At 38.1% G+C, this 21993-nt stretch carries 25 protein-coding genes; 12 read left to right on the forward strand and 13 right to left on the reverse strand.

The window, feature by feature from the left end; translation table 11 throughout:
• The first annotated feature begins 94 nt into the window (after positions 1 to 94).
• The 4 genes from lhgO (at position 95) to msrB (ending at position 2857) form a co-directional block, all read left to right on the forward strand.
• Positions 95 to 1291: an L-2-hydroxyglutarate oxidase gene (gene lhgO / locus ABJG98_RS06765; protein WP_348278955.1), complete on the forward strand. Its 1197-nt coding sequence runs from the start codon at positions 95 to 97 to the stop codon at positions 1289 to 1291.
• Entirely contained in the window at positions 1291 to 1755 is a 465-nt protein-coding gene (locus ABJG98_RS06770) for a GNAT family N-acetyltransferase (RefSeq protein WP_348278732.1), read from the forward strand. The genes lhgO and ABJG98_RS06770 overlap by 1 nt, the downstream gene beginning before the upstream one ends.
• A gap of 24 nt (positions 1756 to 1779) precedes the next feature.
• Positions 1780 to 2298: a DinB family protein gene (locus ABJG98_RS06775; RefSeq protein WP_348278733.1), complete on the forward strand. Its 519-nt coding sequence runs from the start codon at positions 1780 to 1782 to the stop codon at positions 2296 to 2298.
• 64 nt (positions 2299 to 2362) lie between these two features.
• A complete protein-coding gene (gene msrB / locus ABJG98_RS06780) occupies positions 2363 to 2857 on the forward strand; it encodes a peptide-methionine (R)-S-oxide reductase MsrB (protein ID WP_348278734.1) in 495 nt (164 codons plus the stop codon).
• Here msrB and ABJG98_RS06785 read toward each other — a convergent pair.
• Entirely contained in the window at positions 2820 to 3809 is a 990-nt protein-coding gene (locus ABJG98_RS06785) for an alpha/beta fold hydrolase (RefSeq protein ID WP_348278735.1), read from the reverse strand. The genes msrB and ABJG98_RS06785 overlap by 38 nt on opposite strands.
• Before the next feature lie 56 nt (positions 3810 to 3865).
• Here ABJG98_RS06785 and ABJG98_RS06790 point away from each other — a divergent pair, with 56 nt between their 5' ends.
• The gene (locus tag ABJG98_RS06790; RefSeq protein ID WP_348278736.1) at positions 3866 to 6262 is read left to right on the forward strand and encodes a TonB-dependent receptor; all 2397 of its coding nucleotides are present in this window, start codon (positions 3866 to 3868) and stop codon (positions 6260 to 6262) included.
• Between the two features lie 23 nt (positions 6263 to 6285).
• Here ABJG98_RS06790 and ABJG98_RS06795 read toward each other — a convergent pair whose 3' ends face one another.
• The 6 genes from ABJG98_RS06795 to ABJG98_RS06820 all read right to left on the reverse strand — a co-directional run bounded on the left by ABJG98_RS06795 (position 6286) and on the right by ABJG98_RS06820 (position 10865).
• The gene (locus tag ABJG98_RS06795; protein WP_348278737.1) at positions 6286 to 7149 is read right to left on the reverse strand and encodes a hypothetical protein; all 864 of its coding nucleotides are present in this window, start codon (positions 7147 to 7149) and stop codon (positions 6286 to 6288) included.
• 40 nt (positions 7150 to 7189) lie between these two features.
• Positions 7190 to 8059 (reverse strand): DUF5777 family beta-barrel protein, encoded by an 870-nt coding sequence (locus ABJG98_RS06800; RefSeq protein WP_348278738.1) that lies wholly within the window; start codon positions 8057 to 8059, stop codon positions 7190 to 7192.
• The gene (locus ABJG98_RS06805; RefSeq protein ID WP_348278739.1) at positions 8037 to 8576 is read right to left on the reverse strand and encodes a YceI family protein; all 540 of its coding nucleotides are present in this window, start codon (positions 8574 to 8576) and stop codon (positions 8037 to 8039) included. The genes ABJG98_RS06800 and ABJG98_RS06805 overlap by 23 nt, the downstream gene beginning before the upstream one ends.
• Before the next feature lie 4 nt (positions 8577 to 8580).
• The gene (locus ABJG98_RS06810; RefSeq protein ID WP_348278740.1) at positions 8581 to 9372 is read right to left on the reverse strand and encodes a hypothetical protein; all 792 of its coding nucleotides are present in this window, start codon (positions 9370 to 9372) and stop codon (positions 8581 to 8583) included.
• 86 nt (positions 9373 to 9458) lie between these two features.
• Positions 9459 to 10244 carry a hypothetical protein gene (locus ABJG98_RS06815; RefSeq protein WP_348278741.1) on the reverse strand — a complete coding sequence of 262 codons (786 nt, stop codon included), beginning with the start codon at positions 10242 to 10244 and terminating at the stop codon, positions 9459 to 9461.
• 147 nt (positions 10245 to 10391) lie between these two features.
• Positions 10392 to 10865 (reverse strand): DUF2452 domain-containing protein, encoded by a 474-nt coding sequence (locus ABJG98_RS06820; protein ID WP_348278742.1) that lies wholly within the window; start codon positions 10863 to 10865, stop codon positions 10392 to 10394.
• Positions 10866 to 11040: 175 nt separating this feature from the next.
• On the opposite strand from ABJG98_RS06820, the gene ABJG98_RS06825 reads away from it, so the two are divergent.
• The gene (locus tag ABJG98_RS06825; protein WP_348278743.1) at positions 11041 to 11403 is read left to right on the forward strand and encodes a DUF3127 domain-containing protein; all 363 of its coding nucleotides are present in this window, start codon (positions 11041 to 11043) and stop codon (positions 11401 to 11403) included.
• On the opposite strand, the gene ABJG98_RS06830 is transcribed toward ABJG98_RS06825, so the two are convergent.
• A complete protein-coding gene (locus ABJG98_RS06830) occupies positions 11400 to 11657 on the reverse strand; it encodes a hypothetical protein (RefSeq protein ID WP_348278744.1) in 258 nt (85 codons plus the stop codon). The genes ABJG98_RS06825 and ABJG98_RS06830 overlap by 4 nt on opposite strands.
• A gap of 209 nt (positions 11658 to 11866) precedes the next feature.
• Between ABJG98_RS06830 and ABJG98_RS06835 the strand changes: the two genes are divergently transcribed.
• Positions 11867 to 12304 carry a DUF2911 domain-containing protein gene (locus ABJG98_RS06835; RefSeq protein WP_348278745.1) on the forward strand — a complete coding sequence of 146 codons (438 nt, stop codon included), beginning with the start codon at positions 11867 to 11869 and terminating at the stop codon, positions 12302 to 12304.
• Here ABJG98_RS06835 and ABJG98_RS06840 read toward each other — a convergent pair.
• Positions 12291 to 12734, reverse strand: coding sequence for a DUF302 domain-containing protein (locus tag ABJG98_RS06840; RefSeq protein WP_348278746.1), 444 nt, complete (start codon positions 12732 to 12734; stop codon positions 12291 to 12293). The genes ABJG98_RS06835 and ABJG98_RS06840 overlap by 14 nt on opposite strands.
• 142 nt (positions 12735 to 12876) lie before the next feature.
• On the opposite strand from ABJG98_RS06840, the gene ABJG98_RS06845 reads away from it, so the two are divergent.
• On the forward strand, positions 12877 to 14811 hold the full coding sequence (locus tag ABJG98_RS06845) for a SpoIIE family protein phosphatase (RefSeq protein WP_348278747.1): 1935 nt from the start codon (positions 12877 to 12879) through the stop codon (positions 14809 to 14811).
• 13 nt (positions 14812 to 14824) lie between these two features.
• Here ABJG98_RS06845 and ABJG98_RS06850 read toward each other — a convergent pair whose 3' ends face one another.
• The 3 genes from ABJG98_RS06850 to ABJG98_RS06860 are packed head-to-tail and all read right to left on the reverse strand — an operon-like array spanning position 14825 to position 18251.
• Positions 14825 to 15064 carry a hypothetical protein gene (locus ABJG98_RS06850; RefSeq protein ID WP_348278748.1) on the reverse strand — a complete coding sequence of 80 codons (240 nt, stop codon included), beginning with the start codon at positions 15062 to 15064 and terminating at the stop codon, positions 14825 to 14827.
• Positions 15065 to 15070: 6 nt separating this feature from the next.
• A complete protein-coding gene (locus ABJG98_RS06855; RefSeq protein ID WP_348278749.1) occupies positions 15071 to 16318 on the reverse strand; it encodes a response regulator in 1248 nt (415 codons plus the stop codon).
• A gap of 31 nt (positions 16319 to 16349) precedes the next feature.
• Positions 16350 to 18251, reverse strand: coding sequence for an ATP-binding protein (locus ABJG98_RS06860; RefSeq protein WP_348278750.1), 1902 nt, complete (start codon positions 18249 to 18251; stop codon positions 16350 to 16352).
• A gap of 413 nt (positions 18252 to 18664) precedes the next feature.
• Here ABJG98_RS06860 and ABJG98_RS06865 point away from each other — a divergent pair, with 413 nt between their 5' ends.
• Genes ABJG98_RS06865 through ABJG98_RS06880 form a run of 4 tightly spaced genes read left to right on the forward strand, consistent with a single transcriptional unit; the run spans position 18665 to position 20670 of the window.
• Positions 18665 to 19228, forward strand: coding sequence for a SiaB family protein kinase (locus ABJG98_RS06865; RefSeq protein ID WP_348278751.1), 564 nt, complete (start codon positions 18665 to 18667; stop codon positions 19226 to 19228).
• A 36-nt stretch (positions 19229 to 19264) separates the two neighbouring features.
• Entirely contained in the window at positions 19265 to 19654 is a 390-nt protein-coding gene (locus ABJG98_RS06870; RefSeq protein ID WP_348278752.1) for a DUF1987 domain-containing protein, read from the forward strand.
• Positions 19655 to 19668: 14 nt separating this feature from the next.
• Positions 19669 to 20172 (forward strand): hypothetical protein, encoded by a 504-nt coding sequence (locus ABJG98_RS06875; protein WP_348278753.1) that lies wholly within the window; start codon positions 19669 to 19671, stop codon positions 20170 to 20172.
• Between the two features lie 3 nt (positions 20173 to 20175).
• A complete protein-coding gene (locus ABJG98_RS06880) occupies positions 20176 to 20670 on the forward strand; it encodes a thioesterase (RefSeq protein WP_348278754.1) in 495 nt (164 codons plus the stop codon).
• Here the strand turns inward: ABJG98_RS06880 and ABJG98_RS06885 are convergent.
• Positions 20665 to 21984 (reverse strand): YihY/virulence factor BrkB family protein, encoded by a 1320-nt coding sequence (locus tag ABJG98_RS06885; protein ID WP_348278755.1) that lies wholly within the window; start codon positions 21982 to 21984, stop codon positions 20665 to 20667. The genes ABJG98_RS06880 and ABJG98_RS06885 overlap by 6 nt on opposite strands.
• Positions 21985 to 21993: the final 9 nt, after the last annotated feature.

Raw genomic sequence — 21993 nt, forward strand, 5'->3', positions numbered from 1 at the left:
TTTACTCATTACAGCAAACCAAACTTGATTTTCAAATATTCTTTCGCTATCCAAAATGAAGCACCGATATTTGCGATTGATATTCATCAGGTATATGTATAATGTTGTTGTGATCGGTGGTGGCATCGTTGGGCTTGCCTCCGCACTTAAGATCAAAGAAAAGAATCCCAACTATAAAGTAGCTGTCGTTGAGAAAGAGCGTACCATAGCGCAGCATCAGACAGGGCACAACAGCGGAGTGATCCATTCAGGGTTATACTATAAACCGGGAAGTTTCAAGGCCCAAAATTGTGTAGACGGCTATCAAATGTTGATAGACTTCTGCAATGAAGAAGAAATACCGTACGAGCTGTGTGGCAAGGTGGTGGTAGCTACAAGAGAATCTCAGCTGGATGCACTGAATACACTCTATGAGCGAGGCAATGCAAATGGCTTGCGAAACATTAAAAAACTGAATGCCGGGGAACTGAAGGAATATGAGCCAAATATTGCCGGAGTAAGTGGATTGTACGTACCACAAACAGGAATCATTGATTACAAAGTAGTAGCTGATAAGTACGCTGAAAAGTTTAAACACTTCGGCGGTGAGATCTTTTCTTCAAATAAGTTCATGAGTTTTAAGGAAGAACGAGGTTTTATTCACGTACATACCGAAAATGAGCGGTTGACTACCCGAGTTGTTGTCAACTGTTCAGGCCTTTACACCGATAAAATTGCCAAGCTGACGGGAGCTAAAATTGATTTTAAGATAGTCCCATTCAGAGGTGAGTATTACAAGATCAAACCGGAGAAAGAACACCTGGTAAAAAATCTGATCTATCCTGTTCCAGATCCAAATTTTCCTTTTCTGGGAGTTCACTTCACTCGTCACATAGACGGTGGCATAGAGGCAGGGCCAAATGCGGTACTGGCTTTCGCCAGAGAAGGCTACAAAAAAAGCCAGGTAAATATGAAGGAATTGCTAGGGACTCTTTTATATCCAGGCTTCATGCGGGTGGCATACAAATATTGGAAAACCGGATTTGGTGAAATGTATCGCTCGTATTCCAAGGGTGCTTTCACCAAGGCCTTGCAAGAACTGATCCCTGAAATACAGAAGAGAGACCTAATCAAAGGTGGTGCCGGAGTACGAGCTCAGGCTTGTGACAGGAAAGGTGGACTTATAGATGATTTTCTGGTCGTGGAACATGACAAATTTATTAATGTAGGAAATGCCCCTTCCCCAGCGGCTACATCTTCTTTAGCCATTGGTGATCGAGTAGCTCAGATGGCAATTGATCGGTTAAAGTAGTGGATATCAGAGCAGCCAAATCGGATGACCTGGACCAAATTCTGGAATTATTCCGGGATACCATTCAGCATGTAAATTCACAAGACTATTCTCCTGAACAAATTGAGGTCTGGCAACATGCTACCGACAGAAAAGTTTGGCTAAACAAGATTAAGGAACAATCATTCTTTGTGGCGCTCATGTCCAACCAGATTGTTGGTTTCAGCTCTGTTGATGCTGATGGCTACGTTGACTTTATGTATACGCACCGGGATCATCAGGGTGAAGGTATCGCCAAAGCACTTCTGGAGGCGGTGGAAAAACGTACCCTTGAAAATAAATTGGACAGGATATGGGCATCTGTAAGCATTACTGCACAGCCATTTTTTAAGAAGAATGGTTACAACCACTATGAAAATGAGCACAAAATGATTTCCGGTGTCCATTTCAAAAATGCCTTAATGGAGAAAATGCTCATTCAATAAGACAGGTTTTGATAACTTTATTCTATGCAATATGATAAGGATAAAGCCATTGAAATACTTGAACGTACCCCGAAAGTTTTAAACGAATTACTTCGCAGCATCTCTGATAAATGGACGTTAAACAACGAAGGTGAAAACACCTGGAGTCCCTTTGATGTCGTCGGGCATTTGATTCACGGCGAAAAGACCGATTGGGTACCACGCGCAAAAATCATTCTTGAATATGGTGCTGAAAAACCATTCGAACCCTTCGATCGCTTTGCACAAAATGAAATAAGCAAAGGCCAATCGATGAATGAATTGCTCTCTGAGTTTGAAAAGCTTAGAACTGAAAATCTGAAAGCATTCAAATCACTTAGCATTCGTGATAATTTGGATAAGAAAGGCAAACATCCTGAATTGGGAGATGTTACACTTAGGAATTTACTTTCAAGTTGGGTAGTGCATGACCTGGGGCACATCTCCCAGATTGCCCGCGTAATGGCCAAACAATACACGGAAGAAGTTGGTATTTGGACCAGATACATGGGCATATTGAAATAGTCTCTTTCAAGACGTTTTGTTTGAGTAGCGAAACTGATTGTATCACCAAAATCGTTTATTAAATATGAAAAATGTAATCGTCCTATTATCCATCACCTTTTCATTCATTTCTTGCGCACAGCAGCAGAATACAGAAAAGAAGACCAAAGCTGAAAATTTACCCTTTGATAAGGTAGAAAAACCAGAATCCGAATGGAAGGCACAGCTCTCAGATTTTGAATACTATGTATTGAGAGAAAAAGGTACAGAAAGAGCCTTTACCAGTGACCTTTTGAATAATAAGAAAGAAGGTACTTATGTGTGTACTGCATGCGCTCTTCCATTATTCACTTCTACTACCAAGTTTAAATCTGGAACCGGATGGCCTTCTTTTTATGAGCCTATCAATGAAGTCAACGTAGCTGAAGAAGACGACGTATCCTACGGCATGGTACGAACGGAGGTATTATGTGCTAGATGTGATGGCCACCTGGGGCATGTGTTTGCGGACGGCCCGGCTCCTACAGGACTCAGGTATTGCATCAATGGGGCAGCCTTGAAGTTTGCTGAGAAAGAATAACCTCATCAATGAATCCATCTGCCGCAAATTCCATATAGCTCCACGAGCTTCCTGGAATAGTAAAACCGACATGTCCGCCCTTTTTAGGCATTTCAAGGTAGATGTTTTTACTTTTTTGGGCTAACTCTATTGGATAGCATGGATCGCCAAGCATTGGGTCATTGATGGCATTTACTATTAACAGAGGGATTTTGATATTTGGTAAAAACTGATCGCTGGTTATCCGGGTGTAAAAATCATTCGCATTTTTATATTCCGGATGAACCTTGAGCGTAAAAGCTTCGTCAAGCTCTTTAAAGCTGCGAACCTTTTTTATTACTTCAAGATCCACCGGCATTTCAACATGCTCCGATTTTTCTAAGACCTTTTGTTTGAGTTTAGAAATGAATCGATTTTCATAAATTCTATTCGCACCAATCTTCAGCATCTCCGCGCTGTTCTGCACATTGCATGGTACAGAAAATGAAACAGCCCCAATAATTCTTTGATCAGGGATTCGCTCGCCAAGATACTTTTGTTGCATCCCGGCTCCCATAGAAAAACCTATCAAAATGACTTCTTCATATTTGGCAGCCAACCCTTGATCAATTACCGCAGCGATATCTTCCGTAGCACCATGATGATAAAAACGCGGCAATCGATTCATCTCTCCACTACAGCTTCGATTATTCCAAGCCAGGATATCCCAACCTTTCTGAGAAAAATAATGTGCGGGTCGTTTAATATAATGTCTATCTGCGCTTCCCTCCAGTCCATGACTTAAAACGATCAAACGCTTATTTCCACCACGTACCCAGTCCAAATCCAAGAAATCACCATCCGGTAATTCCAATCGTTCACGTTCATAATTCACTCCTCCCACCTCATAAAAAAGAGAAGGAATAATGGTTTCAAAATGACCGTTGAAAAAATACCATGGCCTCCTGTTATATTTTGACTTTATTAATGGCATGAACGGCTCAATTTTTGCTTAATTGTTTGAAATTCAAAACCGAAATTAACGACTGAATGAGACTTAATCATAAGATTACCTTTCTTCTTCTTTTTGCCAGTACTTTCTCCTATTCTCAAAATGCACTTATTGTTGATGAAGCTACAGGCAAACCAGTCGTTGATGTATTCATTTACCATGAAAATAAGGAAGATGTCACTTATACCAATGAAAAAGGGATCGCTGACATTTCGACCTTTCCAAAAGGACTGATATTCTTTCAACATCCGTCTTTTCACCAACAATCAATAGCATATTTGGGAAATGATCTCAAGGTCTCATTGAAAGAAAAAATCATGTCCTTCAATGAAGTAGTGATCTCCGCCAACAAATGGGAGCAAGAAGAAGAAAGCGTTTCCCAAAAGATCATGACTGTCAATAAGAAAACGATTCAGTTTCAAAATCCACAAACATCAGCAGATCTTCTGGCCAATACTGGCCAAGTCTTTGTCCAAAAAAGTCAATTGGGTGGTGGTTCTCCAAAAATCAGAGGTTTTGCAGCAAATTCTGTTTTGCTTGTCGTAGATGGAGTTCGGATGAATAATGCCATTTTCCGCAGTGGAAATCTTCAAAATGTGATTAACATCGATCCAAATGCTTTGGAAAGCTCCGAGGTAATCTTTGGCCCAGGGTCTGTTATTTATGGAAGCGATGCATTGGGTGGCGTCATGGACTTTCATACCATCGAGCCTAAATGGTCTTCCGATGATATAACTGATATTTCAGCAAATGGACTTGCCAGATATGGCACAGCCGCTAATGAGCGAACCGGTCATATCGATGTTTCGGTTGCGCAAGAAAAGTTTACATTTTTTCACTCGTCATCCTACACCAAATTTGGTGATTTACGTGCAGGTGGTAGACGTACCGGAGACTATGAAGGCGAATTTGAACGGAAGTTTTATGTTCAGCGAATTGATGGTCAAGATCAGCTTATTAGAAATGAGGATGTGAATGTTCAGAAGTTTTCAGGTTATGATTTGTTCAACACCATTTCGAAAGTAAAGTATCGGTTAGGCCCCGACTCGGAAGTCAGTTATGGTTTTTACTTTAGCACAACTTCAGATATTCCCAGATATGACAACCTGTCTGAAACCCTAGGACCTAATACGGACTCATTAAGCGCTGCAGAATGGTACTATGGTCCCCAGAAGTGGCAGATGCATAACTTAAAGTTCAGCATCTATGAAAGTAACGCGCTATTTGATCAGGCCCGCGTGACACTAGCATATCAAAAATTTGAAGAAAGTAGAAATGATCGTGATTTTGCAGATGATCGCTTACGCACACGATCAGAATTTGTAGATATGTATTCAGTCTCTATTGATTTTGACAAAGACTACTCTAGATCGAACTTATATTACGGTATTGACTTTTACTACAATGATGTCAAGTCAGAAGGGTACAGAAGGAATCTTGAAACGAACGAAATAACTGAGACAAGTAGCAGGTACCCGAATGGCGGAAGTGACTTTAAATCATTCGCTGTTTATGGTAGTTACGTATACCAACTATCAGACGAAGTGACAATTAATAGTGGACTTAGATTCAATACAATCGGATTGAATGCAACCACTACTGATGCTCAAGCCTTATCTACTAATTCAGCGGAGCTGGATCTTCAAAATTCAGCCCTAAACGGTTCGTTGGGGTTAGCTATCAATCTCAACACTAACAACAAGATTAGCTACAATATTTCAACAGGCTTTAGATCACCGAACGTAGATGATGTAGGAAAGGTATTTGATGTTGGGAACAGTATAGTGGTGCCTAACCCCGAGCTTAATCCAGAGTATTCGGTCAGCAACGAAATAGCTTACCAGCGCAAAACAGATCGCGCGTTATTTAAGGTTGTTGCATTCCATAGCCGATTATTTGACGCCATTGTGGATGGCCCATTTATGCTGGATGGAAACAGTACAGCTACTATTGATGGTGAGACTTTGGAGGTCTTCTCAAAAGTAAACGCCGGAGATGCGGAGATATACGGTGGGAGCTTGATTGTAACAGCGGAGATTGCAGATAATTGGGCTTTTTCGAAAATGATCAGCTATACTGGAGGTAAGGATATCACTAATGATGAACCTCTTAGGCATACCACTCCTATTTTTGGAAAAGCCACACTTACCTATCAACATAAAAAGTTGAGATCAGAATTTTACATTGATTATAATGGTGAGAGAAGTCGGGAAGACATTCCTTCCTCTGAGATTGACAGAAAACCCTATCTATACACAGCATCGGGCTCACCAGCATGGTATACCCTGAATTTGAAATCAAGCTATCAGGTGAATGAATATATAAACGTAAATGCTGGTGTAGAAAATATTTTAGATAAACACTATCGACCGTATTCTTCTGGTATTAGTGCTCCAGGAAGGAATTTTATTGTAGCTGTTCGAGCAAGTATTTGATAGCTTCACTGCTTGGAAAGCTTTTATTGAAATAGTCGGATACCAATAGTTAGATCCAATCTGGTAAGGCTAAAATCGGAAATGACTATTGTTCCATTATTATCAAATTCAGACAATCGGGCAAAATTAATTTCTGCTCCAAAACCTAATCCGAAATTTTTAACCAGGATAAAATCATAGCTCACTCCCAAAACCAATCCAAATGTGTCTCCCTTCTGATAAAATGGGATACCGTCCCCAAATCCATCCGTTCGATACCTGATCATACCACCCGAAATAAAATAGTTCATCACCTGATCGTCATAATAAAAATTACGAAATAGAAGTGATAGACCAACGTAACTGAATCTTATTCGCTCATCTCTTAAGCTGGAAAAACCAAATGCTGTGCTAAATGGTGGTACAAAATCTTCGTTAGCTTTTGTCTGAATTCGATTGTACTTAACTCCAACTCCGATCTTTTCAGATAAGAAATAGTTAAACTCCCCTCCAAAATTCCAGAGGGATTGCACCTGTTTTTTATATGTATCAGGCATCCCTTCATAACCTCCCAATTGATACGTATATCCTGTATTCAGTGACAACCTGAACGTGGCAGGCTCAGATTCGTCCACATATACCTCTGGCTCTCTTGATTCAGACTCGGTTTTCAAATTACCCTTGTCATTAGGATCTGATTGCTCGTAATGAGTCACTTTTGATAACGGTAACCTCGATCTCATAAGGAGAACTCCACTCTTATCAATTACGGAAAAGTGAATGAATTCGCTTGTAATTCGAGTGATTTTGCAATCAATCGTATCTCCTTCACTCGTAACAATTATATCCTGAGCAGTTGCACAATGAAAAACCAGTAAGAGTACGAATAAAAACAGATATCGCTTCATTTATCAGGATTCAACCCTGAATATAACAATAAAGCTTCCTTTAACGCTTATTTGGACGAAGATCAAATACTCTGGTAATATTAAACCCGTAATGGATATCACCATCCCAGAAACTATCTGTTGTCTCCCCAATAAAACCCTTTTCGTTCATCTGTATTGCATTGGTAAAATGCAACTGAAAGACATGACCTCCAGTTTCAATATCTACACCTACAGCAAAAGAATCTTCAAATTCTGTAGACTTATTTGAGAACTGTGGATAATACTCTGTTACAATTGCTATTCTATTTGATAGCTTATATCTAGCGCCTAGTCCAACCGCAATCAATAAATTATCATCCTGAAGAGTAGGCACCAAATTTCGCTGGATAATGGTTGGAGAAATCTGAAAGCTGAAATTTGAATTGAACTTACGAGCTATCAACAGCTGAGCTGTATAAGTATTGCGATCAATACCATCCAGTCCGAGCTGTTCTACTGTTTTCCTGGTAATAGAAGCAAATGCTGTCGCTGTAAATGGAAAATCTTTGGATTGCCTAAGCAATCGATATTTTACAAATGCATCCACAACCTTATCAAAAGAAGCTCGGCCCACTCCAATATTTAAATCATCAGTAATTCCATATTCAAGACCCAATCGAATGGTAGAAAAATCTAATCCATAAAATTCATCATATCCAGAATTTATCTTTCCGAAACGATGACTAATAATAAACTCAAGCACGCCATTTGAGCGAGTTTCTATGGAATGACCATTTATCACTCTAGTACTCTTAAATGTAGCTGAAACATAACCTTTATCGTCAGCTTCATCTGATGAGAGAAGTTCCAATAATTCTTGATCTTGCCCAGCTGCATTCAGGCAAATAATGAGTAATAATAGTGAGCTAATTCTTTGTATAAGGTGCATATGCTAATTTGGCTGTTACTTCTACCTCTTCAGCTATTTTATAAAAAACAGCTTTTGGTATTTTAATATTATAATCTTCAAGACTAATGCTGAAGACAGTTGATAATTTTAAGGAATTCTTACTGTAATCTAAATCTCCGGAAATTGTCACATCCTTGATCACTCCGTGAAGTTCAAGTGTGCCTTCAGCTAATGCTGTTGAAGAGCCTTCTGAACCATTCCAATCTATTAGTTTTCCTTTAAAAATAGCATTAGGGAAATCATCAGACTCCAGATAGTTTTCATTGAAGTGCTCCTGCATTAGTTTCTTCTTAAAGCTGAATGATTTGATCGGAACGACAATTACAATTGTCTTGCTACCAATATCCACAATACTCGTTGCGGATTCATTGATAGCTTCGATATCTTCCATCGGCGCATCAGAATAGAACCTGATGGACGTATCGTTGGTCTTAAATTTTTGAGAATACCCTGCCAAGCAGGACATCAAAATTGATAGAAATATTAATTTTCTCATTGTATTAGTTATCCTTTGCTCCATCGTCTACCCAGCAGGCAATAAGGTCAATTTCAGCCTGGGTTAAAACGCCTGGCGACCGTGGCATGGACCCACTCTGAGTTCTGGATTTTATGTTAGCTGCTTTGGCAAGAACATCCTCCTTTTCAGTCCAATTTCTACTTGATCCATTATCACCATTGTGACAACCTGAAAATGTGCATTGTGCTAACAAGAGAGGCATAATGTCTGAACTTAAGCTTACGTCCGAACTAACATAAACATCTGTGGTAGCCGAACATCCGGTGCCGTCAACAACCGTTATTTCATGATCTCCTGCAGAAACAGATGAAAAGGAATTTTCAGTTTGAGCCGTACCACCATCCAAAGAATAAGTATATGTGCCATCACCATCAGAAGCTGTTACTTCAATTGTTCCTGTTGCATTCAGGCACTCAGAGTTAGTTGTAAGAGCATCAATCGAGATGCCACCATCAGAGTTCAGAACAGAACTTAATCTGGCTGTGCATCCATCATCATCCATTACGGTAATGGATAGATTACCAGCTACCAAATCAGTAAATGATCCTGAGGTTTGAAAGTTAGTCCCGTCTAAGCTAAATGAGTAAGGTGCCGTTCCACCTGATCCTTGAACCACAATGCTTCCTGCTACCTCACAAGTAGGAAGAACTGATGAGGTAATTGAGACATCTAAATCTGATTGACTGCAATCCAAACCTGGATCTTCGCTGTTGCTTGAGCATCCCATATATATGATAAAGGATGCTAATAATGAGTATAGGGTAATTCGTTTCATATTCGTTAGATAGAGTTGTATATAGAAAGTTACATATTAAATGTAACAACATTTAAAGTACATACCTTTAGTTTAAGTTTTGTCAGCTAGTTGTCTTCTGCACCATCATCTACCCAGCAGGCAATTAGATCTATTTCTGTTTGAGTCAAAGTCCGATCTCTAGGCATACTGCCAGCTTGCGTTTCTGCTTTTATTCTAGACGCATTTGCAATTACTTCTGATTTTGAAATTAATCTTGGAGACTGACTTCCATTGTGACATCCAGATATTGCACAATCTTTTATGACGATTGGCATTATGTCATTTGAAAGCCTCGTCATTGTTTTAATTTGAATGGTCTTTGAAACCCCACATTCTTCATCGTCCTTCACAGTAACTGTATGAATTCCTGGACTAACACTTAGGAATTCATTGATTTCGCTAAAATCACCTCCATCAAGTGCAAATCGAAGAACACCTACTCCACCTGATGCCTCTGCGGATATAGTACCGGTATTACTAGTACAATTAGATTGACTTCCACTTAAATCCATTGTGATACCTGTTGGCTCTGATTCAAGTGTAAAGCGAAGATTCGCTGTACAACCAATGTCATCTTTTACAGAAAAAGTAAAATTACCAGCAAAGAGATTCTCAAAAATCGATGAACTCTGGAAATCATCATTGTCAATTGAATAGGTATAATCACCCTCACCTCCAGACGCAGAAATCGAAACTGATCCAGGTACATCACAATCTGATTTAATAAAATCAATAACTTCTAAGGACAAATCTGATCCCGAGCAATCGATCCCCGGTGTATCAGAATTGCTATTGCAATTGATTAAAGTAGACAAACATGTAATTATCATAAGTGCTGAGAACCTGTTCATTAGTTATATATCCGATAGTTATTTCTATAACCAATATAACAAACGAAAAATTTTATGGTTTTAGATTCAGCAAATCTTATAAATGATTGAAATAAGAGAATTTTTATCGATAGACATAAAGTAGACGAGCGAGGAACAATAGGTTACTCAATATTGGTAATCCTTATTATTTGTCTGAACAATCTCCCATGTATGATCTGACAACAATCTAACTTCAGCTTCAAATATTTCGTATGGAAAGCCTTTACCCCACTCTTCAGGACTTACCATAGACAAGAGATCTGTTCCGTCCTTCTTCTTATATAAAAAATAGATTTTGCCAATAACTGGTTGAAAAGGAACCGTAGCTTGGTAAATCCTTTCCGAAACTTCAACTCTGCTTTTCAGGTATTTCGCTTGTTCAATTAAAGTTTGCATTTGTTCATAAAGCTGATGAAACTGCCGATCGGTTTGATCATGCATCGCTGCCACTGCGTTGCCTTTTATTCTTCCTTTATCCTCAGGTTTTATTATTGCACTTCCGGCATGATGTGCATACTCAATCAATCCTGGTATGTCTGTAATCTTCTCCTTCTCTTTTTCAAGATCTATAAGTGATATATCAACCTTATTTTTGCTCATCCTTTTGTTCGACTTTATTTCTTTCCCAAGGAGCAATGGTTCTACTGCTAATATCAATTACGATTATTATCATGATTATAACGAAAATGATTGCTCCAATCAGGAAATATTTCCTAGACTTTGTCATACTTGCAGATTGAACCATCAAATTTGTACAATAGTTTAGAAAATTCACATGATAGTAGAAGGTAAGATCGTTGAGAAATACGATACACAAACAATTAAAGACACTTTTAAAAAAAGAGAATTTGTACTCGAGTACGCTGAAAATCCTCAGTATCCAGAGTATGTGAAGTTTGAATTGATTCAAAGTAATTGCGATCAACTCGACGCACTGGAAATTGGAGATGAGGTTACAGTGAACTTTAACTTAAAAGGTAGAAAGTGGACAGACCCTCAAGGTGAGGTTAAATACTTCAACAGCCTGCAGGCCTGGAGAGTTGATAAAAAATCAGGAGCAACTCAAGACACTCCCCCTACGCCAACTCAAGAATGGACCAAGGAGGATTTTTCTCAAGATGACGACCTTCCGTTCTAGCGTCTCTTTCTAAAAGTAATAGGAATGTAATCGTCAGTTGGTAGTCCGATATGAGCAAGGTCCCACTTGTCGTCATATCCATTTACGAGCTGACGAATACATTCTACTCTATCTTCTGTTGGATACGGACAATCATCCCAGTGAAAGATTTCAACCCTGTATTGATATTGTTTTTTTATTCCGTTTACACGTACTTCAACTTCAATATCCTGTTCTTCGTTAAGTTGGGGTATTTCAATGCCTATAATTCCCATATGATTAATAATTTTTATATTCAGAACGCAAATAATATACCCAAATCTGTAACCTACTATTTTTCAGCGCGTTATCGTCTATCCTAATGAAATTACATTTTCAATTTCGGACATATTTACGTTCAAAATCAATCAACGCATCAATTATACCATTGTGCTGCCTAATTGCGCTCAGCTGTTCGACAGATCCTCAAAAAAGGCCTTCTCCCTTGCGATCAGATAGTACAACAGTACATGGTACAACTGCATATATTGAGTTTAGTAGTCCTGGAGTAAAAGACAGAAAAATATTTGGAGATGGTCCTGATTACCTTGTTCCCTTTGGAGAAATGTGGAGAACTGGGGCAAATCATGCAACCTATATAAGCATAGCAGGTGATTTAGAAATAGATACCTTCAAGATAGATAGTGGTAGCTATTCAATTTTTACAATTCCCAATCAAGATGAATGGGTTGTAATCTTCAATAGAGAGTGGGATCAATGGGGGTCCTATAGTTATAAAGACTCTCTGGAGTCTTTTAGACTAAATGTGACTCCTAAATATGCAGATCAATCACAAGAGCGAATGCTCTTCTACTTTGCAGATGACTCATTAAAGTTTAGATGGGATAAGGTAAGATGGGCAATACCAATCAACCGTCCCTAAGTGCTTCATTAACCACTCTGATTTTTAGTCTTGACATACTGGAAATAATGTCATCACATTCCTGAAGCATAAACCGCTTTTTCATCACTTTCGGATCAAAGAATCCGATGTAAACATCCTCATTCTCTTCCCAAACCAAAATTTTCATTGGCAAGTCAAGAGCTGTCGTTTGTCGACATGAAACTAGCTCAATCATTAGGTTTGGATCCTCGAACAAGATCATTCTTGTAGGTGGAATGTCCACACCATATTCTTTTGCTACTTTATCATGTGCAACAGTTTCAAAGTAGGCAAGCTTCTTATTCTTTATTATCTGAACCAACCGCTCAACAGTTTCATCTACTGTTCTGGAGCTTCTATAGATGGTCATGTTCTGCGCATCTATACTGGAAGAGACAAGTATTACTAGGGCGAAAATGTAAATTCTCATTGGCGGTGTTTTCTTTACTTCGCTAAGATAATATGCCTAAATGTAAGAAACGGAATATTGCTAGCTCGACTTTCAATCATATCAAATAGATTAGCAAATTGAAAAGATTTATTTTTACTGCGTCAACGGTTAAACACAATCTATGAACATATACGCCAAACTCACTATCCTTTGTCTATTTCTTGTTTTGTTCACTGCAGGTGTATTGTCATTCTTCGCGGATCAAAAAGTAGAACAGACGCTAAAAGAGGAAATTGTGAGTAGTATGACTCAACAATCTAAAGGTATAAGCTCTGATATTGGCAGATTTATGTTCTCCCGTTTAAATGATATAAGGATGGCTTCAAAAAATCCTTTTTTCAGAAACCTAAATACAAATCCTGAACAGTTGACATTGAGGCTACAAGAGCTTGAAAACCTAAACGACCTCTACTATTCATTTTCTCTATTTGATAAGAATAGGGTAAGAATTGCTGATAGCAAAAGAATTTCTATCGGAAAACAACATACTAACGACTTATATTGGACCAAATTGAATGAGGGTCAAACTATGGCTGTTGATGTTTCAAAGTCAGAGTCTGTTGGCCGAGTTGTCATGCATTTTGCGGCAAAAGTGAACAGCTTCTCAGATAATTCAGAAGTAGGTGTCCTTGTCGGCAGAATCCTTGTAGATGAACTGTTCAAAATTGTTGGCGAATATTCGCTTAGTTCAGACACTTCTAGAAATCTAGATATCAATCTAATTGATAGCGAAGGCACTGTCCTTTATTCCAATACGGACCCTTCCAATATATTGAACTCAACGTACAGAAATTATAATTTAGTTTCCAGTCTAAATGAGCCAGGGGTAAACTTCCTTGAAACGCAGGATGCGATTTACTTTATTTCAAGAGAGATGAACTACCTATCCTTTAATGGAAATGATTGGACTCTCATTCTAAGTATTCCAAAGGACAAAGCATTTTCACCGCTTACACAGATTCGTGAACAGATACTTCTCGCGGTGCTCCCAGTATTAATATTGACAATTGTCCTCGCGTTAGTAGCAGCCAATATATTTGTAAAACCTATTGTGAAATTGAGCCAAGCTGCTGAAGAACTGAGCAAAGGAAATTTAGACATTGAATTACCAACTGGGTCTAAAGACGAAATTGGAAAGCTGGCCAAGCAAATGGCACAAACGTCACAAAGTCTTATTGGTCAGATCGAAGAACAAAGACAAACGAATAAGCAGCTAATCGATCAGAAAACGCAAATTGAAATGCAAAAGAATCAGCTAGTATCAGTTTCTTCTCAAATAAGAGACAGTATTAGCTATGCAGAACGAATCCAACGATCTACGCTCCCACCAATCAGTACACTTCAGTCTGTATTTCCTGAATCTTTCGTCACCTACAAACCTAAGGACATTATAGGTGGAGACTTCTATTGGTTTGAGCGAGTAAGGAGAGGCAATAATGAATATATGATTGTAGCATGTGGTGACTGTACCGGACATGGAGTACCAGGAGCCATTATGTCGATTATGGGAAGCAATCAGCTAACTAATATTATCTATTATCAAAATTATCTCGATCCTAAGAAGATTATTTCACGACTCGATAAGGTAATTAAATTTGAACTTCAGCGTGATACAGATGAAGTGAACCGCGATGGTATGGAAATTGGCATCTGCGTTATAGATCTAGATACCTTAAAAATGGAATATGCAGGTGCTGGCATCCCACTTAGAATAATGAAGCACGGTAGCGAAGAACTCACAATATACAAAAGCCCCAGACAAATGGTTGGTGGAATAGAAGGTGATGAACAAGAAGTTCACGCTCAGCTTACCAAAGAGACAATTCAACTTGATGTGAAAGATCGAATCTTTCTATCTTCAGATGGTTTTCAAGATCAGTTTGGTGGTGAATTTGATAAGAAATACATGTCAAAAAATTTCAATAGATTAATTGAAAAGTCATCTGCTCATCCCATTGAAGAACAGAAAAAGATAATTGAGAAAACATTCAGTGAATGGTCTAAAAATACAAGTCAGACTGATGATGTCTGTGTATTAGGATTCGAAATTAAATAAGTATTTGGAAGGTCTAATGAGTAGCAAGTAATGCTTCGTCGACAGTCATTTCATAAAGCTCAGATAATGCTTCATTAAGCGAATCTAATAGCTCGCCATCCATTTCAATATCAGGAGTCAAGTCCTCCATCTCCTTCAATGTGTATCCCTTCCCCCGGATATCATCTACTCGTTTAAGGCAAATTCTAGTCCATGATTGCGGACTAATATTTTCCGTACACCAATTCTTAAAACTGCTAGCTTTTGCTGCCATCAAATATTATAGTTTAAAGCCTATGATAGATATATCATCATTTAAACTTGATCCCGCCTTCCATGTTTGTAAATTACTCATCAAGAATTCACGTTGTTCTCCCATGGACTTACCTTGTACTGACTTTAGCATTTCTTCAAATTTTTCGTAAGAAAATTTAACACCGTCTTCGTTCATTTGATTGTAGTATCCATTCGAATACATATAATAAGAAGCATCTGGTTCTATTCCAATCTTATCGGCAATTGCATCTTCAAAATGATCACCTTCATCACCTTTAAGAAGTATGGTTTTCTGTCCATTCAAGACAATCATATCTTGATTGACACCACTAAACTGGAGTGTCCCAGCGTTGTGATCAAATACGGCAACAGAAACCTTCAAGTCACACTGCAATTCATCAGAACCTGCAGCATCAAGCTCGTATTTCAACTCATTTATAATTTCTCCAGAATGAAAAATCTTCCTATCATGTGTCAAGTAATTAAGTACCGAATCAGCTATCAAAGTTTTAAGTGACCCCACGATCCCTTTGCCATCAAATTCTATCAATGATACTACCGTATAGTCTTCCGATCTAAAGTTTAGGCGAGTTGTCCAAACGAACTCTTCACTAAATAGATACTTAGTTTCAAAAATTACAAAATGGTCTTTGAATTGTCTACTTAAATACCTGTCATTTGGAAGCATGGACTGTTGTAACAATCCTGCATATCTAATGCTGTCGATGAGACGTTTATTGATTTTATTTAGTTCCTGTGTCCGCTCTTTTACTCTACTCTCAAGCTCTACATTGCTATCCTCCAGCTCCTTAATATGCTCCTCACTCTCTGCTGCTTGTTGATAAGTATCTATTGCTCGTTCAAGCACGCCTTTCATCTCATCGAAATTCCAGGGCTTGGTGATGTACTTAAATATTCCACACCTATTTATTCCGTCCTTAATCGCTTCAATATCAGTGAATCCTGTAAGAATAATTTTAATCACATCGGGGTGATCAGGGAGTATTTTTTCCAAGAATTGGGTACCTGTCATCTCAGGCATTCGCTGATCTGTTACAATCACTTGAATATCTTCTTGGTTTAGGATGTCTATTGCCTCAATCGGGTTTGTTGATGTATGTACATTAAAGAACTTTCTGAAGTTGGCTTTAAATACTCTCAGGTTAGTTGCTTCATCATCTACATAGAGTAACGAGAACTTCTTCTTTTTAACTGAGTTGTCTAACTGTTGCTGGTCATGAATCTCTTCCATCCTTCTTCCCTTAGTATAATGTTGTTAATGATTAATTACTTTCGGCTACCTCTTTATCCTCTTTCTTCTTAATCGGGGTGATTTTCTTTGGTAATGTTATTACAAATTCAGTTCCTTTTCCTACTTCACTAGATAGATCGATTTTTCCACCATGTTTTTCGATAATACCATATGTAATCGACATTCCTAAACCTGTACCTACACCAACTTCTTTGGTGGTAAAGAAAGGTTCCCAAATTCTATTTTTAAGTTCATCTGGAATCCCAACTCCATTATCTTTTATTCTAACGAATACTTCGTTATCTGCCTCTTCGGTGTAGATGGTAATTTCTGCATCTTTCTTCTCTTCAGGCATGGCTTGAACAGCGTTGTTCAATATGTTCATGAATACCTGATTTAACTGACCAGGATAGCATTCAATATCATGCATGCTCTCATCGTAATGTTTGGTAATCTCGATTTTACCTTTTGTTTTATTTCTTAGAAGTGTAAGCGTTGCATCAATGTTCTCATTGACATTTGCATTCTTAGCTTCCTCTTCATCAAGTCTTGAGAAAACACGGAGACCTTTAACAATTTCAATTGTTCTTGTTACCCCGTAGTTGATATCGTTGATCAAGTCGTCAAGCTCATCTACGATCTCATCATACTCATGCTCTTCTTTTAATTCTTTCACAGACTCCAGAACCTCATTAGGATCATCTCCATCATCAATTCTAGTATACTCTTCAGCAATTTCCCGCATCGCTTCAATTGACATTTTAAGTGATACCATGCCACTAGATATGAAGTTAATCGGATTGTTAATCTCATGTGCAATACCTGCAGTCAACTGCCCCAATGATGCCATCTTTTCAGAGTGTACAAGCTGTGACTGTGCGCCTTTAAGTGAATCGAGGGCATTGGATAATTCTTCCCTTGATTTTTGCTCATTTTCAAGTAATGATTGAAGTTTCTTCTCAGCAAGGAATAGTTTTTCATTATCCTGCAACTGTTTATCCGCAAGTTCTCTGATTTCAACCTCAGAATCCTGAAGCTTCTTATATGCCAGATTCAATTCGTCCTGAGCAGAGATCAATCTTTCGTTAATCTTAATCTGTTCTTCAGAAGATTTCAGCAACTTAGACTCGGACTCCTCCAACTTAAGGTTTTTCTCCTCAAGTTCTTTCCGAGAAAGGTAAAGTTTCTTGTTAATTAGTTTTTGCTTCTGGAAGTTAATTTTTAATTGCTGCTCTGATTTCTTAACCTTAATGAAGGCCTTGTTTGCTGACAAGTAGTTATCACTTGCGAGTTTTACAAGCGGTCTAAAAATGAAGAATCCTTGAACAAGGAAAATACCAACGAATATTGAGAATCCCACATATTCAGCCAGCCCAAGACTTGCTCCCCTATTCTGAGCATTGTCAACAAAATAGTTCGTTACATCTTCTGTAGCTGTATCATATCTCCTTATGGTATTAACCAATGCTTCAAATGATCGCTGCAAAGACAAGAAGTTTACATCAGATTTACTATCGGTATACTTAACCTCCAGAATATTGGAGGTATTTGTATTCATATCAAAATACAAGAACTTCAGAGCTTCTTGCAGAGCCAAATACTCATCGGTTTGTATGGGCTGTGAAAGGCTTAAATCAGCATCACCATTAATAAGTGCCTGATGGCCTTTTTGCCATTGTGGATATACCCTTCTTAGTTCATTTCTAAAGAAATCAAAATTACCCTGACTTTCCGCATACCTCATTCCCATTGCAGCTTTAACCATCTGTTGCCCCATAGTTGTCTGTTTAGCAGACACCTGAACAACTTTTGGGTCTTGGTTGAATGAGTTAGTTATTTCTTTCTGTAGGACGAAAACATAGTAAGCTACAGCCCCTATCAAGACCAATGCAGTTAAAATATAGACATTGGCATATAAATCCTTCTTTAACATACCTTAAACATAGTTGGTTTAAACTCTTAACTAGTTAATCTCTTCATTGCCGTTCGAATTGAAAAAATCCTATTGGCAAGTCCCTCAAATCTATACTAAAAATACAATTATTGGAAATATCACATTTTTATACCGATTTTCCTCTAGGAACAGCTAACAATAATACCTACCTCCTTTTCGGCATTCGCCTCCTATACTAAAGTAATAAAGAAAACCATAATTTGCCTTTTGATAAAGTTTTAATCTTTTAAGTCTAGGACATAACATAATTTTACATTCAGAATAATTTAGGGTTGGAATGCTGGCGACCTTAATCGATTGATAATCACCGTCAAGTTTTAGGTGCTTAAACATTTGGTTTAATTAGTCATAAGTTCTTACTTTTCCAGCCCAAAGAAAATTACCCCCATTATATGGATTATCTGAGGAGCTATAAAAATATTTATGACCAAAACATTATTCTGATGTTCAAGGGTGAACTCACCTTTGATCTGGTGACGGCCATGATTGGAACATTGGAGGAAAGACTAGAGGAGCTGGAAGAAAATAGGAAGGTGAAGAAGAAGTTTTATAATGTAGCTACCGAATGTATTCAGAACCTGTATTATCATCTGGATGAAATAAACGCAGATGACATGAAGGTGAGCAGTTATGACTCTAACTCGGCACTCATTATGATTGCTGCAAGAAAGAGATTTTATAGTTTACAAACGGGTAATTACATTCCAGCAGATAAAACAAAAGAGATTCAAAAAAGACTTGACGATATCAACGCCGTTGACGCTGATGAATTAAGAGCTCTATATAAGAAGGTGCTCGCTGAGCAGGAATTTTCTGATAAGGGAACTGGCGGACTTGGCTTTATTGATATTGCAAGAAAGACAGGTGGGCAAAAACTTAGATATAAGTTTCAGCCAGTAACTGATAAGGTGAGTTATTTCACTTTTCAAATACGATTACCAAGAATTGAAGGATAGTACCAAAAGATTAACATCCAAACCGTAGAGAGATTTATGGAAAAAGTATTCATCGAACCAACACGCACAACACCCCTGATCAATTTTGATCCGGATGAAGGAATACTGGAAATGAAAGGGAGATCCAGTCCGGAAAACTCTATCCAGTTTTATCAGCGAGTGCTGGATAACCTTGATGAATTTATTGCTTCCGGAGGCCCAGAATTTACAACCAACATTGCGTTTGAATATTTCAACACAAGCTCATCTAAATGCCTATTTGACATATTCAAACGATTAAGCAAAATTGAGAATAGTGGAAAAAAAATTACCATCAATTGGTACTATGAAGAAGGTGATGATGATATGATGGAAGCTGGCGAGGATTACAGTGATTTACTAGATTTGGATTTTAACTTCTTCGAAATAGAAGAAGACGATTTGTGATCGCGAACAGTTAGATGGAGAAAAACCACGAGCTTTACTACGATGAGATAGATAGTCTCAGAAAATTTCGAGCCAAGATTGAGACTCATGCGATCTATAAAGAAGACCTTGATTCATTCTCAGATGAGTATGAAGAACTTGTTGCACAGGCTAAAGTAATTACTCGGGTATCTGACAGACTTCAGAAAAAACTCGATAATGCTAACCTCCAGATTAGAGAGCAGAACGAAGAAATCAAAGATAAGAATGTTGAACTTGGAAAAACGATAGATCAACTTGCAGTCGCGAAGGTTGGCAGAAAAGCTTCTACCATTATGTTGACTGTAGCTCTCGTCTTATTCATGCTAGAGCAGATTTTTATTGAACCAATCATTGAGCAAAATATTGATATTCCATATGTTGGACTAGGTATCTTAGCCATATTATTCTTCATTATTAAATTTTTTGAAGGTGGGTTAGAAAAATACTTTCTCAATCAGGAGAAGAAGAAAATACTCGAAAAGGAAGAAAAAAAATAGGTGATGAATCTAAACCCTAAACAGCAAAAGTTGGCCAGTCAGGTCACGAGTGGCTTTAAATTCCCTTTTTATTTGATGAAGAGCTTGCCGATGGGCTGGATTGCAGGTTTGAGAGTAAGAGAACTAACTCCTGAAAGATGTACAACGTCTGTTCCTTTCAAAAATCTGAATAAGAATCCATTTAAATCTATATACTTCGCTGTACAAAGCATGGCTGCTGAGCTATCAACTGCCTCTCCTTGCCTTCTGGCAATCACAGGTAAAAAGCCTTCAGTAGCCTTCATTATTGTTGATCTTAAAGCAAATTTCACCAAAAAAGCTTCCGACCGTGTTTACTTCACGTGCGAAGATGGTGCAAAAGCTTTTGAAGCTGTTGATCAATGTATCTCCTCCGGAGAGGCTACAGAATCAACTTTTAAAACGGTTGGTAAAATGAAAGACGGGACAATTGTCTCTGAGTTTGAATTCACCTGGTCGTTCAAACAACGAAAATCATAGGTCCTTAATCAGCACGTTACTTTCGCTATTTTTCCATCTTGCCTGAATATCCTCTAAGGCTTTTTCGATACTTTGAAACGCTTTAGTTTTTCTAGGATCAAAATCTCGCATGCCTTCTGTTTCATATTTCTTCAGCACCGTATACAAATCCATTTTGTTGATATCAAAACTAGGCTGGTAGGCAACATCATCTCCATCAACTCGAGTTATTAACTTCGATTTTTCCAATTCGTAGCAAATATCAACGACATACCTTCTCGGAATATTTACACTGCTGGCCAAGTCGTTCAAAGAGTATGGACCCTCTCCCATTTCAAAGTTTTTCACTACTCTGTATAATAGTAAAAGCATCAGTTTACGTCGATGTGTTAAACTAATTTTAAGCTTCTCAGAATTCAATTCCCATTGATTTATATACTGAACTCCATAGCAAACTTCAGCTCCAAATAATACAATTAACCAACTGATTTGTAGCCAGATTAAGAATAATGGAAGAAATGCTATACTACCGTAGATGGCATCATATCGTGCAAAAGCGAACTGCAAGGAAATAAATGCTTGTTGGTTTAGCTGGTACAATGTTCCCGCAACAATTCCTGCAAATAAAGCAGGCCAAAACTTCACACGTGTGTTTGGAAAGATCAAGTACAATCCGAACAGTAACAACCAAAGTATCGTGTATGGTAAAAGTTTTAATAGAAATACAATCCCTGAACGAAATTGACCCAGAAACTCAAAACCTGTAATGAATTCCTGAATGGCGTCCTTTACAAAAATGGTTGCGCTACTTGCCACAATGAGTAAAACAGGTCCAAGCAAAATGACAGCTACGTAATCAGATATTTTCCTCTCCCATCTTCTGTTTTGTTTAATATCCCACATATCGTTAAATGCAGCTTCTATATTCATTAAAAGCCGGATGACCGTGAATATCAAAAACACAATTGAAACTCCTGTGACAATTCCTCCACTAGAGCCACTTAGCATCTTATCTGCAAAGGGCATCACATTCTCCAGTACTGCTTCCTGACCACTAAAGTATTTCGCCAACTCTTTTTCCATGAGTGCTCTTACCCCAAAAGCATTGGCTATCGCGACAACCATTGCTATTACAGGGACAAGGGAAAGCATTGAGAAATAGGTTAAAGCAGAAGCCTTCTCGGCACATTTATCATGATTGAATTCTTTAATGGCAATCACCCATACTCGAATAAAGCCAAAGAATATTCTCTTTCTTTTTGGAAGAGATTTAAGTCGAATTCGCCATAAATCCACCTCAATAAATTGGCGTACCTGATTCAGCTTTTTAGTCATAGGTATTGA

It is taken from the genome of Ekhidna sp. (assembly GCF_039960695.1).
Classification (GTDB): domain Bacteria; phylum Bacteroidota; class Bacteroidia; order Cytophagales; family Cyclobacteriaceae; genus Ekhidna.

What these genes read in the sequence shown, in the direction of transcription:
- ABJG98_RS06790 (WP_348278736.1), top strand. Translation starts at nt 3,866, where the DNA reads ATGAGACTTAATCATAAGATTACCTTTCTTCTTCTTTTTGCCAGTACT.
- ABJG98_RS06870 (WP_348278752.1), top strand. Translation starts at nt 19,265, where the DNA reads ATGGAAAAAGTATTCATCGAACCAACACGCACAACACCCCTGATCAAT.
- lhgO (WP_348278955.1), top strand. Translation starts at nt 95, where the DNA reads ATGTATAATGTTGTTGTGATCGGTGGTGGCATCGTTGGGCTTGCCTCC.
- ABJG98_RS06820 (WP_348278742.1), bottom strand. Translation starts at nt 10,865, where the DNA reads ATGAGCAAAAATAAGGTTGATATATCACTTATAGATCTTGAAAAAGAG.
- ABJG98_RS06840 (WP_348278746.1), bottom strand. Translation starts at nt 12,734, where the DNA reads ATGAGAATTTACATTTTCGCCCTAGTAATACTTGTCTCTTCCAGTATA.
- ABJG98_RS06845 (WP_348278747.1), top strand. Translation starts at nt 12,877, where the DNA reads ATGAACATATACGCCAAACTCACTATCCTTTGTCTATTTCTTGTTTTG.
- ABJG98_RS06785 (WP_348278735.1), bottom strand. Translation starts at nt 3,809, where the DNA reads ATGCCATTAATAAAGTCAAAATATAACAGGAGGCCATGGTATTTTTTC.
- ABJG98_RS06860 (WP_348278750.1), bottom strand. Translation starts at nt 18,251, where the DNA reads ATGTTAAAGAAGGATTTATATGCCAATGTCTATATTTTAACTGCATTG.
- ABJG98_RS06810 (WP_348278740.1), bottom strand. Translation starts at nt 9,372, where the DNA reads ATGAAACGAATTACCCTATACTCATTATTAGCATCCTTTATCATATAT.
- ABJG98_RS06885 (WP_348278755.1), bottom strand. Translation starts at nt 21,984, where the DNA reads ATGACTAAAAAGCTGAATCAGGTACGCCAATTTATTGAGGTGGATTTA.
- ABJG98_RS06795 (WP_348278737.1), bottom strand. Translation starts at nt 7,149, where the DNA reads ATGAAGCGATATCTGTTTTTATTCGTACTCTTACTGGTTTTTCATTGT.
- ABJG98_RS06775 (WP_348278733.1), top strand. Translation starts at nt 1,780, where the DNA reads ATGCAATATGATAAGGATAAAGCCATTGAAATACTTGAACGTACCCCG.
- ABJG98_RS06800 (WP_348278738.1), bottom strand. Translation starts at nt 8,059, where the DNA reads ATGCACCTTATACAAAGAATTAGCTCACTATTATTACTCATTATTTGC.
- ABJG98_RS06815 (WP_348278741.1), bottom strand. Translation starts at nt 10,244, where the DNA reads ATGAACAGGTTCTCAGCACTTATGATAATTACATGTTTGTCTACTTTA.
- ABJG98_RS06880 (WP_348278754.1), top strand. Translation starts at nt 20,176, where the DNA reads ATGAATCTAAACCCTAAACAGCAAAAGTTGGCCAGTCAGGTCACGAGT.
- ABJG98_RS06830 (WP_348278744.1), bottom strand. Translation starts at nt 11,657, where the DNA reads ATGGGAATTATAGGCATTGAAATACCCCAACTTAACGAAGAACAGGAT.
- ABJG98_RS06825 (WP_348278743.1), top strand. Translation starts at nt 11,041, where the DNA reads ATGATAGTAGAAGGTAAGATCGTTGAGAAATACGATACACAAACAATT.
- ABJG98_RS06805 (WP_348278739.1), bottom strand. Translation starts at nt 8,576, where the DNA reads ATGAGAAAATTAATATTTCTATCAATTTTGATGTCCTGCTTGGCAGGG.
- ABJG98_RS06855 (WP_348278749.1), bottom strand. Translation starts at nt 16,318, where the DNA reads ATGGAAGAGATTCATGACCAGCAACAGTTAGACAACTCAGTTAAAAAG.
- ABJG98_RS06850 (WP_348278748.1), bottom strand. Translation starts at nt 15,064, where the DNA reads ATGGCAGCAAAAGCTAGCAGTTTTAAGAATTGGTGTACGGAAAATATT.
- ABJG98_RS06875 (WP_348278753.1), top strand. Translation starts at nt 19,669, where the DNA reads ATGGAGAAAAACCACGAGCTTTACTACGATGAGATAGATAGTCTCAGA.
- msrB (WP_348278734.1), top strand. Translation starts at nt 2,363, where the DNA reads ATGAAAAATGTAATCGTCCTATTATCCATCACCTTTTCATTCATTTCT.
- ABJG98_RS06865 (WP_348278751.1), top strand. Translation starts at nt 18,665, where the DNA reads ATGGATTATCTGAGGAGCTATAAAAATATTTATGACCAAAACATTATT.